Genomic DNA, 12759 nt, shown 5'->3' with positions numbered 1-12759 from the left:
GAATCCGTTTTCCTATCATCAGTTCAACGGGTTTTTCGGACTCGGAACAACTCAATCAGGGGCGGAACGTAATCAGCCTGCGAATCGAGGGCCACATAATTGGCGTTATATTGTTTACAAAACCGCTCCAACTGTTGCTGACTCTGCCGGAAGGTCTGCTTGATGCCGTTTCGGAAGCCCGAAGAGGAGGTGTTGACCCAAACCGTTCGGCGGCTTTCCGTATCGTAAACCGGGATGATGCCCAGCCGGGGCAGACTGGTTTCCCGCTGGTCATACATGTGAATCACCACCAGATCATGTTTTCGGGCGAGGGCTTTCAGACTGTGTTCGTAGCCCGAATCGATAAAATCCGATACCAGAAAAACCACACTCCGGCGTTTCAGCACATTGAGCGTAAACAACAGCGCATCGGTCAGGCTGGTTCGGACAGACTCTGGTTTCAGCTTGAACAGGTTGACAATCAATTGATAACCGTGTTTCATGCTGTTCGACGGTTTCAGGTATTTTTCCTTTTGATCCGAAAAACAATACATGCCGACGTGGCTCGCTTCCTTGATGGCCGACAACGCCAGAACGCCACACACTTCGCGGGTCGTATCAAGTTTGGAGCGGGTGGTGGTGCCAATTTCCTGCGATGCACTGACGTCGATGAGGAAAAAAACCGTCTGGTCTTTTTCTTCCCGGAAGATTTTTACGAACGTTCCGTGGCCTTTCGATGACACGTTCCAGTCGATTGCCCGCACGTCGTCGCCGTACTGATACGTCCGCAAATCGCTGAACTCCAGTCCGGAACCTTTGAAAATGGAGCGAAAATTGCCGCGCATCTGCGAATTGACGGCTTTCCGGATCCGAATTTCAAACTGATATAGTCTTGCCAAAAACTCGTGCATGGTCTTTTTTTGGCTCAACGCGGCTGAAAATCCCGTGAAAAGGAATTCAGTCAAGAATAGCCGCGTTGAACAGCGTGTTACTAAGAACAGGATTCCCGACATTTGCATAACTTTCCATATCCCTAAATTCCCTTCAGAGGATTTTATAGATATGGATATTTCCGTGTCCAATGTCCCCTTTAGGGCCGGGCCGTCGTTACGGATTTAGGGGCTATTCAAATGCCAGCTTTGACAAAAATAACGAAAATGAACGCGCAACTGTGCAGCCAATTCCGAATAGGCCTGCTGTTCCTGCTTCTGGCTCTGTTGCAGGCCTGCCAAACGCCCGTGGCAGAAGCACCCGAAAACCTGATTCCGGAAGCAAAAATGGCGCAGATTCTGACCGAAATCCATTTGGCCGAAGCCCGGGTTACGAAGCTGAACCGGATTTCGCAGGATAGCAACACGCTGATTTACAAGCATCTCGAAAAACAGATTTTTCGAAAATACCAGGTCGATACGGCCGCTTATTCGAAGAGTTACACCTACTACTCATCGGACCCGGAACAGTTGGCCGAAATTTATAAAAAGGTTACAGAAGAGTTGGAACGGCGCAAAAAAACGACGGATACCAGCAGCGTGAAAAAAAGCAAGCTGCCGACCCGACTGAAAAATTTAACGAAATGATTGCCATTATTGGAGCAGGTATCTCGGGCCTGACGCTGGCGTATGACCTTCAGCAACGCCAGATACCGTATCGATTATTCGATCGCGGGCGTGAACCGGGCGGACTCATGCAGTCCCGGCGCGACGGACCGTATCTGATCGAGCGGGGCCCGAATTCGCTGCTGGGTGATGCGGTTTTGCTGGCCTGGCTCGACCAGTTGGGGCTGACGCCGGACATTCGGTTTGCCAAACCGGTGAGTAAAGCGCGGTATATTTACCGGAACGGAGCCTATCGAAAACTGCCCGCGGGGCCGTTGTCGCTGCTTTTTTCATCGTTCTTTAGCTGGGAAACCAAAAAAGCGTTCTGGCGGGAGCGTTCCAACCCGACGATTTCACCCCCCGGCGAAACCTTGAGTGCTTTTTTTCGTCGGCGGTTTTCGCAGGAGGTGGTCGATTATGCGCTGGCGCCGTTCGTGGCCGGTGTTTACGCCGGTGATCCGGATCAGTTGCTGGTTTCGGAAACCTATCCGATGCTGCTGGAATACGAAAAGCAGTATGGTTCGGTGTTGAAAGGATTCATCAAAAACGCCGGTTCGGCGGAGCGTCGGCAGTCGTTCAGTTTCCGCGAGGGATTGCAAACCTTGCCCAATGCCCTGGCGGCCCAACTCACAGCCCTTAACCTGAACGATTCCGTAAACCGCCTGACCAAAACCGAAACCGGCTGGTTGCTCGAAGCACAAAGCGGAACCTATCCTGCCGAAGCGGTTGTGATGGCCTGTGACACAGCCGCTGCGGCTCACCTGCTCGAAACGACCTGGCCGGAGGTGGCCAACCGGCTTCGCCAAATCGAGTATCCGCCCATGACCGCCGTTCATTCGATTTATAAACGCGCCGATGTTACCCACCCGCTCGACGGTTTTGGCGGTCTGAATCCACGGGTCGAAAACCAGTTTGTGGCTGGCCATATCTGGAGCAGCTCGGTTTTTGACGACCGCTGCCCGGCGGATGAAGTGTTGTTTACCAGTTTGGTGGGCGGACAGCAGGGAGCGGAAAACACCCAACACCCGGACGAGGTCATCCGGCAGCGGGTGCATCGGGAACTGGTGCAGGCGTTTGGCATCCGGGCCGAAGCGCCGGTGCGGCAGTGGCTTACGCGCTGGGAACGGGCTATTCCGCAGTATGACGCCCGGATGGTGCCGGTTCGGGAGCAGACGCCAACGCTGGAAACGGACGGAATATATGTGTGCGCTAACTGGTACGAGGGGCCGAGTCTGTCCGACTGCATCCGGAAAGCAAAAACGTTGGGCGCACGACTGGCCGATTTGGAAATCGCTGAGTAATACCCGGTTTTTAACAAATTTTAAGGGCATTAGTACCTGATTCCGGTATTTTTTTTTGTTATTTTAGGAGTAACATACTCTAACCTGACTGTTGCCTTGAAAGAATGCTTAGTGGTCATTCCGACCTATAATGAAATTGAAAACATTGAACTCATCATTCGAAAGGTGATGAGTCTGCCGACGCCTTTCGATGTGCTGATTGTCGATGATGGATCACCGGACGGGACAGCCCGGCGGGTGAAAGAATTGCAGCAGGAGTATGGTGCCGATGGATTGCCGTGGCGGCTTCACCTGATGGAGCGGAAAGGCAAGCTGGGACTCGGAACAGCCTATATCACTGGTTTTCGCTGGGCGCTGGAACAGGGCTACCGGTATATTTGTGAAATGGATGCCGATTTCTCGCACAACCCCGACGATCTGGCGCGGCTCTATGAAGCCTGTGTCAACACCGGCAACGATGTAGCCATCGGCTCTCGGTACATTACGGGCGTCAATGTGGTGAACTGGCCGATGGGGCGCGTGTTGATGTCTTATTTTGCCGGGATTTACGTTCGCTTCATCACCGGGATGTCGGTTATGGACCCCACCGCCGGATTCATCTGCTACAACCGGGACGTGCTGAAAACCATCCTGCAAAATAATATTCGGTTTGTTGGCTATGCGTTCCAGATCGAGATGAAGTTTCTAGCCTGGAAATACGGGTATCGGATCACCGAAGTGCCGATTATTTTTACCGATCGCACCCGGGGAGCCTCTAAAATGTCGAGCGGAATTTTCAAAGAAGCCGTATTTGGCGTTTTACAAATGAAAATTGCCAGCTTTTTCCGGCAATATATTCCCCCGCCAAAGCAGCCAAAACCGGTTCTGGCCGAGCCAGAAACCACGGAAGCGGTGTAGGATCAACCTACACCGCTTTTTTTTTGCATTTGTCTTTCAAACAAAAGCTGATAGAATGGTAGAGTCATGTTGTATTATTCTGCGGTATTGTGTTTACTATTCAATACACTCCGTTTCTATCCTGTATGGCTAAAACGACCGTTCCAGCGCCGTTTACGGCACTTTGAAAATAGCCTGATGACTGTAAAACCTCGGTTTATCTCCAGCTTGTGAAAAATAAAATTGCATTATATAAAGAACTTTTGAATTTTTCAATTATTTCTGATACTTGAGTAAGCGGCTTATCTGAAAATTAAATGAATCCGTTTTGTACGGGTGCCAAATAATATTTGGTGCGTATAAGTACAATTGTAATAAGCTGTTGAAATTGAAATTGCACTGAAAACCAGCACCTTAAATGGGTAGAACTTTATATCATCTTTTAATAGTTACTTTGTTGAATAGTTTGAAAAAAGGTTTTCCACTGTAAACAAATAGAAAGATGAACACCACACTGAAAGCTTCGTTGATGGCCCTGGGGATGGGCTTTATTATGATTTGCGTAGTCGACGCCGTTACTCCTAAATCACTGCTTGGTTCGTTGATGGGCCAATCTGGTCCGAAGGCGAATGTAACCGTCGTTGTCAATAGAGTTGATGATCAGCCGATTACGGTTCGGTTGTCAAAATTAAACGGCGAAGTGATTGCCAGCGAACAATTGGGAGAAGGAAACACGGTTCATTTCGGTTTGAAAGATGCCGTCAACGGTACCTACCGGGTTGAAGTTTCCAACGCGACCACTAAAAAGGTAAAAGACGTAGTTTTGTCCGCCCAGAAGGCGGTTTAATACGAAACGGATTAAAAATCCGTTCTGATTACATGCTAAGCCCAACAGTTTTAATAACTTGTTGGGCTTAGCATTTTTTTATGGCTTCACGTTTCCGATTTCTGTGGATTGGCTTGCTGGTGGGGATGGCGCTCGGAGCCAATGCTCAAAAACCGCTGTACAACCGGCAACAAAAGACGGTTCTTAATCAACTCAGTCAGGGTTTGCAGCAAAACCGTCGCCCATCGTACCTCCGGGCCGTCGAAATTGCTCAAAAAAGGAAGGTTCCGTTGCGCCAGGAACGCTCCGACGGAACGGTCGTGCTCCTCCACGGCGTCGATGAACACAACAATCTGCTTTTTAAGGCGACAACCAGCGCCACCCGGGCGGGCAATACAACCCGTACTTCATCGCTGTATACGGGCGGTTCGCTCGGCGTGAATCTGTCGGGCAATAGCGCGGCTGTGCGCGATAAACTGGGCATCTGGGATGGCGGCAAAGTGCGTGCGACCCACGCGGAACTGACCGGGCGGGTAACCCAGGTCGACAGCAGCGGTGCCATTAGCAACCACCCGACCCACGTGGCCGGCATCATGATCGGCGCCGGGGTAAACGACCGGGCGCGCGGAATGGCTTTCGGGGCCAATCTGAAAGCGTATGACTTCAGCAATGATGACGCCGAAATCGCTGCAGCTGCGGCCGATTTGTTGCTTTCCAACCATTCGTACAACATTCAGGCCGGTTGGGTTTTCAACGCCGACCGCGCGGGTGACGTCAAATGGGAATGGTGGGGCGATACGACCGTCAATGCGTTGGATGATTACAAATTCGGAATTTACAACAGCGGTGCCCGCGATCTGGACCGGATTGCCGTGGCGGCTCCGTATTATCTGCTGGTAAAATCGGCGGGCAATACACACGGCCAGAACGGCCCGGGAGCCAACGAACCTTACTGGCTCGTCAACCGGAATGCCGCCAGCCGCACTCCCCGTAACAACCAGACCGGCTACGATCAGATTTCGACGGATTGCAACGCCAAGAATATTCTGTCGGTGGGGGCTGTCAGCAGCATTGCCACCGAATATGCCCAGCCTTCGGATGTCCGGCTGGCGGGTTTCAGCTCCTGGGGGCCAACCGACGACGGGCGCATCAAACCGGATCTGGTGGGCGTGGGCGTTAGCGTGCTGGCTGCCGGATCGGCCAATGACAATGCCTACGCCACGCTTTCCGGCACGTCGATGGCGGCACCCAATGTGTCGGGGTCATTGCTTTTGTTGCAGGAATACTATAGCCAGTTGCACAACGGCCAGCTCATGCGATCGTCGACGCTGAAAGGACTGGCGTTGCACACCGCCAACGAGGCCGGCGACGCGCCCGGCCCCGACTACCGGTTTGGCTGGGGGCTGCTCAATGTGGAAAAAGCCGCGCGCGTCATTGCCAATACCGACAAGAGCCATTTGCTGGAAGAACGAAGCCTGAATCAGGGTGAACGACAAACCGTGCAGATCGTAGCCTCCGGACGCGGACCGCTGGTGGTCACGATTTGCTGGACCGACCCGGCCGGGACGAGTCTGGGCGCTTCGGTGGCGAATTTCAACAACCGCAGTCCGCGACTGGTCAACGACCTGGATATTCGGGTGGCAGATGGGTCGCAGACACTCTTGCCCTGGGTGCTCGATCCCGCCAACCCGGCCAATCCAGCCACGCGGGGTGATAACCTTCGGGACAATGTCGAGCAGATTCTGATTGCCGACGCCATTCCGGGGAAAACCTACACCTTGACGATTTCGCACAAAAACAACCTATTGAATAACCGTCAGGATTTCGGCTTGATCGTCAGCGGAACCGGCGGGAAAGCCTACTGTGCATCGGCGGCTGCTTCGGCGGGGGCGGCCAACATCGACCGCGTTCGCTTCGGAACCATCGACCAGGCCGGACGCGACGGCTGCCAGTCGTATTCTGATTTCACGAGTGTGATCAGCAACGTTTCCATCGGGCAGCAATTACCGCTGAACGTGACCCTCGGCAGTTGTGGCGAAAACCGGCAGACCATTACCAGAGCGTTTATCGACTGGAATTTAGACGGCGATTTTGATGATACGGATGAGTTGGTGGCCACCTCGGGGGTGCTGACGACTTCGGCAACCTTCTCGACAACTGTAACGGTGCCGGGCGGTTTAGTCGAAGGACAATCGACACGCCTTCGGATTGTGACGGTCGAAACCAGCGATGCCAGCGCCGTGCAGGCTTGCGGAAATTACGCTAATGGCGAAACGCAGGATTATCAGGTGCGCTTCGTTCGTCCGCAAAGCGATGTCGGAATTAGTGCGCTGGTGTCGCCCCAGAACGGTTTTTGCAGCCAGTCCGAGATTCAGGTAACCGTAACGGTGCGTAACTATGGCTCCACCGAGCAGCGGAATATTCCGGTTACCGTTCAGATTCTGGCCCCGTTTGGCGCGGCTGTTGCCAATTTGAGCGACACGCTGAAAGTAACGTTGGGGCCATCGCAGGAAGCCCGGTTAATTCTGCGGGGTTCGGCGGAGTTCAGAACCGCAACCGCCTATCGCTTCACGGTTCAGACGCGTTTACCGGCGGATCAGAATGCAGCAAACGACCAACTGGTCAGCATTCTGACAACTTCGGCAGCCACCACCGAACAGGGGAGTTTTTCGGTTTCGGCCTGTGACAACAGTGCGGTTTCGCTCCGAAATACCGGCAGCGGCACGGCTTTCTGGTACGATGCTCCGACGGGCGGTAACCTGATCGGTGCGGGTAATCAGGCAACGGCGCTCAGCCAGTCAGCCAGCGGAATTTATTATGCCGCACTCAACCAGTTTACCGGCACGTTCGGTCCGGCGACCAAGCAGACGTTTGGCGGAGGAACGTATTCGGGGAATTTTGGTCCGCAACCGGTGATTTCGACGCAGGTTCCGATTATTCTGGAAAGTGCCCGGCTGTATATCGGCAGCGCAGGGCGGATTACGTTTACGGTTCAAAAACCGGATGGGGCCTTCGTTTCCAGCGTAACACTCGATGTGACGCCCACACGAAGCCCCAGCACGCCCGTTGGAACGCCCCCGTCGGGCCAGCAATCGGACGACCCTACCGATCCGGGTGCCGACTATCTGCTCAATCTGTCGATTCCTGAAGCTGGCAATTATACGATTGGTATTGCTTATGAAGATGGCGCAACCATTTTTCGGAGCAATGTCGGCGTCACGGGTTTTCCGTTCCAGATTCCCGGTGTCATCAGTCTGAAAGGATCGCTGTTCAACGGGGATACGCTGACGAACGCCTATTATTACCTCTACAACCTGCGGGTGAAAGCAACGGGTTGTCCGGTATCGGAGCGCGTGGCCGTGACGCCAAAACCGGGTTCTGCGGTGGTGGCCGTGGTAACGCCCGATGGCGCAACGGACATTTGCCGGGGCAGTTCGGTGGTGCTGCGGGCGCAGGACGTGGCCGGTTATGCCTATCAGTGGTTGTTGAACGGACAGACGATTTCGGCGGCTACCTCCGCTACGCTGGCGGTGGCTTCTGCCGGTTCCTACAGCGTCCGGGTGTCGGGCGAATGCCCCACGGCGACCTCGGCGGCTGTGGTCGTTACGGTCAAAGATCCACAGGCACCGGTGATTACCCGCGATGGCTACACCCTGCGATCCAACGCGACAACGGGCAACCAGTGGTTGTTGAACGGCGTTCCGATTGCGGGGGCCACGCAGCAATCCTACACGGCCACCCAATCGGGACGGTATTCGGTTCGTGCCAACGCCAACGGCTGTGCCGAACTGGTTTCGGCAGAAATCACGCTGGATGTCATTACGTCTATAAATCCATCCGTCAGTCAGGGAATGAGCCTGCGGATTTCGCCAAATCCGGCTTCCCGGCAGGTGACGGTTGCGTTTGTGCCGGAATCGGTCAACAGCCGAACCTACCGGTTTACGCTGGTGGATGTTCGGGGCATTGTCCTTCGCTCGGCGCTCCTGACCCGAACCGCTACCAATTACTCCGCAAACATCGACGTGTCTACCTTGTCACCGGGCCTGTTTTTTGTATTGATTCAGGATGAAGACGGACAAACCGTTCGGCGCAGCAAATTGCTAAGAGAGTGATTGACTAGGTTACTGATTTTAGTATCCGGTTGATAGTAAGTCCATTAGAAGAGCAGTTTTTTCCCGATCACCTCATTTTTCCATTCTTTCGGCGACCATCTGCAACGCTCATCCGTGCGCTGGCGTAAGGACAGGAAAGAGAATACAACCTGACTACTGTACTGTACGAATGAGGATGCTGGTAATTGGCGGATGCCACACCTATGGCTATGGTGTGCGCCCCGGACAGAGTTTTGTGGAGCAATTTGGCCGACGTCTGGAGCAGATCGGCTTGTATGTGGAAATTGATTATTATACTCCTTTCGACTTGTCCGTTGCCGGTTCGCTGGTGCGTAATCTGAATCTGGATCAGTACGACCTCATTCTGCTCCAACTGGGCAACTACCGGCTTCAGCACCCGTCGGCGTTTAAAACCCTCCTCAAAAACCGGGTGCAGGCGGCTGCTCCGAAACCGGGCTCAACCCAATGGGCAACGCCCATCCGGATTGCCACGTTGCGGAGCCAATCGCAGGCTCCCTTTCCAACCGGCCCGAACACCCTCGGCAAGCAGCTAAAAACCGGTGTTAAAATCATGGCACTGAAAGCGTTGAATCTGACCCGGAACGTGGAGCGGCTGAATGAGGTAGGGCAGCAATTGAATGATGTCCTGCACGCGCTGCACGCCCATCGCCGGAAAGTGGTTTTGTTAACCCCGTTTCCGCACCTCGAACCCGTCACGCACTGGCTCCGGCAACGGGGCCGACAGCTATTTCGTCAGATTGGTCAGCAGCGGGGCGTCTCGGTGCTGGATACGCACCTCTACATTCGCGCTCAGAAACAGTATTTCATCACGGGTGATTCGGGCCATCTGAACGCAATCGGTCACGAGTTGATTGGATTGTACCTGTATGACTTCTATCAGACCAGATTGCGGGAATGTGCTGTTGAAGAGATACTTACGTGATAATTTGGCGTTCGACTCAGTGCTGATCAAGATTTGAAATCTTGATCTTTGTGTTTGCGGATTTTTAATCCGCATCAGATGGAATTGCAATGGCGTCGGCCGCCAGATCAGTTATTCCTTCGACAGGGCGATCAATACGGCCCCACCAGCCATCAGGACGGCGCCCGCAATGACTTGCCAGTTGATTTTTTCTTTCAGGAAGATAACCGCCAGGATAATCGTAAACACCAGCGAGACTTTGTCTAGTGGCGACGTGCGGGAGGCATCGCCCAGTTTCAATGCCCGGAACGTAAGTAATGACGAGACGCAGGTAATGATGCCCGCAGCGATCAGGTAAATCCAGACGCGCCGTTCAATGCGACTGACATCCGGCAGATTGCCCTGCCCGATCACAACGCCCCACGACACCAGCAGGATGCAAACCGATTGAATCGCAAACGCCAGGCTGGAATCAACGTGTTTGATGCCCGCTTTGGAAAGTGTCACCACGACAGCGGAAGCTAGAGCGGCCAGTAACGAAAAAACGATCCACATGAGTTGATAGAAGATAAGTATACAATCAGGAAGCGTTCGTTGAAGGAAAAGGATATAAAATCTGATTGAAAGGTTTTTTTCAGATACGTGAGCCGCGCATTTGTTCTTTATCCTTACTTGTAATATATCTAAAATATATAAAATTGCTTAAATCCGGTTTTCCCGGGCTTTAAATCTGGAAATTTCAAACAAAGATTGCTTTGAGTCGGTTGTATGATATAAATATACTATACAATCAACGCTATGAAAATCGCAGTAGAAGAAGGGCAGGATAAGACGGTGCTGGCCGATGGTCGTCAAACCGTTACGATCGCGCACATTGAGGAGGGCGTTAGCGAGCGCAAGGGAATTCCGTTTTTTGCCGTCCGGTTTGAAAACGAATCGGGTTACGTCTCCCACCGGTTTTATCAATCCCCGGCGGGTATGCCCGCGATCGTCAGTTTATTCGATCAGGTTGGGATCAAAGCCCAGGAAGGCAAAGAACTAGATACCAAACAGTTGATGGGCAAAGAATTAACGATTGAGGTGGGTGAGCGATCGTATAGCGACCCCGAAACCGGGAACGAGCGGACGCTGAAACAGGCGGTTAATTTTCTGGCGAGTTGACGCAACCTACCGATGAAACGAAGCCCCGGCCGCCACTGCCGGGGCTTTTTCGTGACTGGCCAAGCACCGGTTTTTACGTTCAATAGAAAGGACGCCGACCTTGCCACGGGTTTGTGTATCTTGAGAAACCAAGCTGGAGGCCGAGAAGAAAGAGTGGAATGCCGCGATGGAACTTGGCGATGCCGGGGTTTGGTCGAAGGAGTCAAAAATGTCGATTAATACCTACTGGAAGTGGTTCCACGTCTGCGAGCACGAATCGAACCACCAGGGCCAGATTGCCTTTCTGAAAAGCCGGTTGCCCGGTGGGAAACCGGCGAAGGATTGAATACTACTCCTTCTACAGGGCGATCAATACGGCCCCACCGGCCATCAGGACGGCGCCCGCAATGACTTGCCAGTTGATTTTTCTTTCAGGAAGATAACCGCCAGGATAATCGTAAACACCAGGGAGATTTTGTCCAGTGGCGATGTGCGGGAGGCATCGCCCCGGAACGGGAGCAGTGACGATAATCACCTCATCCGGTTGATTAGGGCTCCTCATCGCTCTGGGTATCTGAAGATCTGTCCCCCCAAGTAAGCGGCCACTTTCCGATATGGATAATCACCCGCACCAGCCTCCGCTAAATGGACAATAATGGTATCAGTAGAGGGATGCACATAAAGTCGTTGCCCCAGCATGCCTTCTGCGGCAAAATCGCCGGTTGGCTTCCTTTGAGGAAGCCACCAATAATACTGATGACGCGTTTGTATCCACCCTTTTGGTGGCGAATTATTGGTTCGGTCAAGTTGGGTTAACTGGTTTAACCAGCCTGCTGATGCCAGAGGTATTGTTCGGGGTTGTTGGGCCAGCAAAAATAAGCGGCCTATCTTGGCTAGATCAAGGGGTGTTGTTTGAAAACTACTGGCGGTATTGGCTAGCCCCCCAGTATGGTCTAACCCCCAACTGGCCGGATAGGCTGCTCCTATGGGGTTCCAGAGTTTGGTTTGAGTATATTGGGCCAACCGCTGATGAGTAGCCACCTCAAGTAGCCAACCCAGCAAGAGCGGATCAATATTTTTATACTGCCATTGGGTACCGGGGCGAGTCGCTGACTGACTCTGCAACAGCCTTTGTTTACTATCGGTTGTATAAAAATACAGTGCTTCATCCGAAAATAAATCGGATAAAAGGCCTTCTCCCTTTCGCTTGAATGCCAGCCCTGAATTCATGGTTAGCAGGTGACGGACGGTAATACCCGCAAAAACAGGCTTTTTTCGTAATTCTGGAAGATAGCTCGTGATCGAGTCGTCTAACGATCGAATCGCTCCTTCCTGTAGGGCACAACCCACTAAAATCGCAAGGACTGATTTGGCAATGGAAAAAACGCTGGCCGTCGTTGTATCACTGAAGCCAGGGGCATAGTATTGATAAATAATGGAATCGTTCCGAATGACAACAAAGGCCGTTGTTTTGCCCATTCGCAAGTAATCGGCCAAAGGAAGCAGTCGATGACGACCATCATAGACGGATAAGGTATCCAGATCTTGTCGCGGATGAGTTGCTTTGATAAAATGAAAAGGGTCTGGACTAGCAGCAATCGATTCTTGGGGAAAATGGCGGAACGTTTGAGGAGTTGGTTGCCGGTATCTTAGAATGGTCAACAAAGTCGGAGATTTCCAATATAGACCAGCCAGACAGGCGATGAATATACTAATCAGTCCTAAACTTAGTTTACCCAAAAGGATGGAGAATGGATGTTTAAATTTTATCATTTCATTTATAGAAGCGTTACCGTATTGCCCATGATTAACCCATTTCAAGGTTTCGTTATCGGATAAAGCACCCCATCAGCTCCAACACTAATGGCATAAAATATTGAGAAAGCACTATGGATGGCGAAGGCAACACCGACAGATTGGTTAAAATGAGCCGTGATTCCGCCCACGAGGACTCTCTGTCCTACGTGTAGCAAAGTTGAGCAAATGAAAGCAATCGAATGGGTACGTA

General features: G+C 52.4%; 11 protein-coding genes. 8 read left to right on the top strand and 3 right to left on the bottom strand.

What is annotated here, in order from left to right:
• Nucleotides 1-23: 23 nt before the first annotated feature.
• Nucleotides 24-890, bottom strand: coding sequence for a DUF58 domain-containing protein (locus ACO064_RS13765; protein ID WP_114406518.1), 867 nt, complete (start codon nt 888-890; stop codon nt 24-26).
• Between the two features lie 246 nt (nt 891-1136).
• Here ACO064_RS13765 and ACO064_RS13760 point away from each other — a divergent pair, with 246 nt between their 5' ends.
• The 6 genes from ACO064_RS13760 to ACO064_RS13735 all read left to right on the top strand — a co-directional run bounded on the left by ACO064_RS13760 (nt 1137) and on the right by ACO064_RS13735 (nt 9632).
• Entirely contained in the window at nt 1137-1556 is a 420-nt protein-coding gene (locus ACO064_RS13760; RefSeq protein ID WP_421827870.1) for a DUF4296 domain-containing protein, read from the top strand.
• On the top strand, nt 1553-2875 hold the full coding sequence (gene hemG, locus ACO064_RS13755) for a protoporphyrinogen oxidase (protein WP_421827869.1): 1323 nt from the start codon (nt 1553-1555) through the stop codon (nt 2873-2875). The genes ACO064_RS13760 and hemG overlap by 4 nt, the downstream gene beginning before the upstream one ends.
• Before the next feature lie 96 nt (nt 2876-2971).
• Nucleotides 2972-3772: a polyprenol monophosphomannose synthase gene (locus ACO064_RS13750; RefSeq protein WP_421827868.1), complete on the top strand. Its 801-nt coding sequence runs from the start codon at nt 2972-2974 to the stop codon at nt 3770-3772.
• A 481-nt stretch (nt 3773-4253) separates the two neighbouring features.
• Nucleotides 4254-4598 (top strand): hypothetical protein, encoded by a 345-nt coding sequence (locus ACO064_RS13745; RefSeq protein WP_421827867.1) that lies wholly within the window; start codon nt 4254-4256, stop codon nt 4596-4598.
• 80 nt (nt 4599-4678) lie between these two features.
• Nucleotides 4679-8689 carry a S8 family serine peptidase gene (locus ACO064_RS13740; RefSeq protein WP_421827866.1) on the top strand — a complete coding sequence of 1337 codons (4011 nt, stop codon included), beginning with the start codon at nt 4679-4681 and terminating at the stop codon, nt 8687-8689.
• A gap of 169 nt (nt 8690-8858) precedes the next feature.
• Entirely contained in the window at nt 8859-9632 is a 774-nt protein-coding gene (locus ACO064_RS13735; RefSeq protein ID WP_421827865.1) for a hypothetical protein, read from the top strand.
• A 111-nt stretch (nt 9633-9743) separates the two neighbouring features.
• Here the strand turns inward: ACO064_RS13735 and ACO064_RS13730 are convergent, their stop codons facing one another.
• Entirely contained in the window at nt 9744-10166 is a 423-nt protein-coding gene (locus tag ACO064_RS13730; protein ID WP_421827864.1) for an EamA family transporter, read from the bottom strand.
• Between the two features lie 243 nt (nt 10167-10409).
• Between ACO064_RS13730 and ACO064_RS13725 the strand changes: the two genes are divergently transcribed.
• Together ACO064_RS13725 and ACO064_RS13720 are read left to right on the top strand one after the other, a co-directional pair.
• Nucleotides 10410-10772 (top strand): hypothetical protein, encoded by a 363-nt coding sequence (locus tag ACO064_RS13725; protein ID WP_421827863.1) that lies wholly within the window; start codon nt 10410-10412, stop codon nt 10770-10772.
• A gap of 166 nt (nt 10773-10938) precedes the next feature.
• Nucleotides 10939-11097, top strand: coding sequence for a hypothetical protein (locus ACO064_RS13720; protein WP_421827862.1), 159 nt, complete (start codon nt 10939-10941; stop codon nt 11095-11097).
• A gap of 212 nt (nt 11098-11309) precedes the next feature.
• On the opposite strand, the gene ACO064_RS13715 is transcribed toward ACO064_RS13720, so the two are convergent.
• Nucleotides 11310-12572 carry a serine hydrolase domain-containing protein gene (locus ACO064_RS13715; RefSeq protein WP_421827861.1) on the bottom strand — a complete coding sequence of 421 codons (1263 nt, stop codon included), beginning with the start codon at nt 12570-12572 and terminating at the stop codon, nt 11310-11312.
• Nucleotides 12573-12759: the final 187 nt, after the last annotated feature.

This window comes from Larkinella sp., assembly GCF_965227735.1.
In the GTDB taxonomy this organism is placed as follows: Bacteria; Bacteroidota; Bacteroidia; order Cytophagales; family Spirosomataceae; genus Larkinella.
The sequence above is the reverse complement of the archived record's forward strand: the minus strand, read 5'-3'. Positions and strand labels throughout refer to the sequence as shown.

Bases quoted from the DNA above. Each gene is read 5' to 3' on its own strand.
- ACO064_RS13765 (WP_114406518.1), bottom strand. From the start codon at position 890: ATGCACGAGTTTTTGGCAAGACTATATCAGTTTGAAATTCGGATCCGG.
- ACO064_RS13760 (WP_421827870.1), top strand. From the start codon at position 1,137: ATGAACGCGCAACTGTGCAGCCAATTCCGAATAGGCCTGCTGTTCCTG.
- hemG (WP_421827869.1), top strand. From the start codon at position 1,553: ATGATTGCCATTATTGGAGCAGGTATCTCGGGCCTGACGCTGGCGTAT.
- ACO064_RS13745 (WP_421827867.1), top strand. From the start codon at position 4,254: ATGAACACCACACTGAAAGCTTCGTTGATGGCCCTGGGGATGGGCTTT.
- ACO064_RS13740 (WP_421827866.1), top strand. From the start codon at position 4,679: ATGGCTTCACGTTTCCGATTTCTGTGGATTGGCTTGCTGGTGGGGATG.
- ACO064_RS13735 (WP_421827865.1), top strand. From the start codon at position 8,859: ATGAGGATGCTGGTAATTGGCGGATGCCACACCTATGGCTATGGTGTG.
- ACO064_RS13730 (WP_421827864.1), bottom strand. From the start codon at position 10,166: ATGTGGATCGTTTTTTCGTTACTGGCCGCTCTAGCTTCCGCTGTCGTG.
- ACO064_RS13725 (WP_421827863.1), top strand. From the start codon at position 10,410: ATGAAAATCGCAGTAGAAGAAGGGCAGGATAAGACGGTGCTGGCCGAT.
- ACO064_RS13720 (WP_421827862.1), top strand. From the start codon at position 10,939: ATGGAACTTGGCGATGCCGGGGTTTGGTCGAAGGAGTCAAAAATGTCG.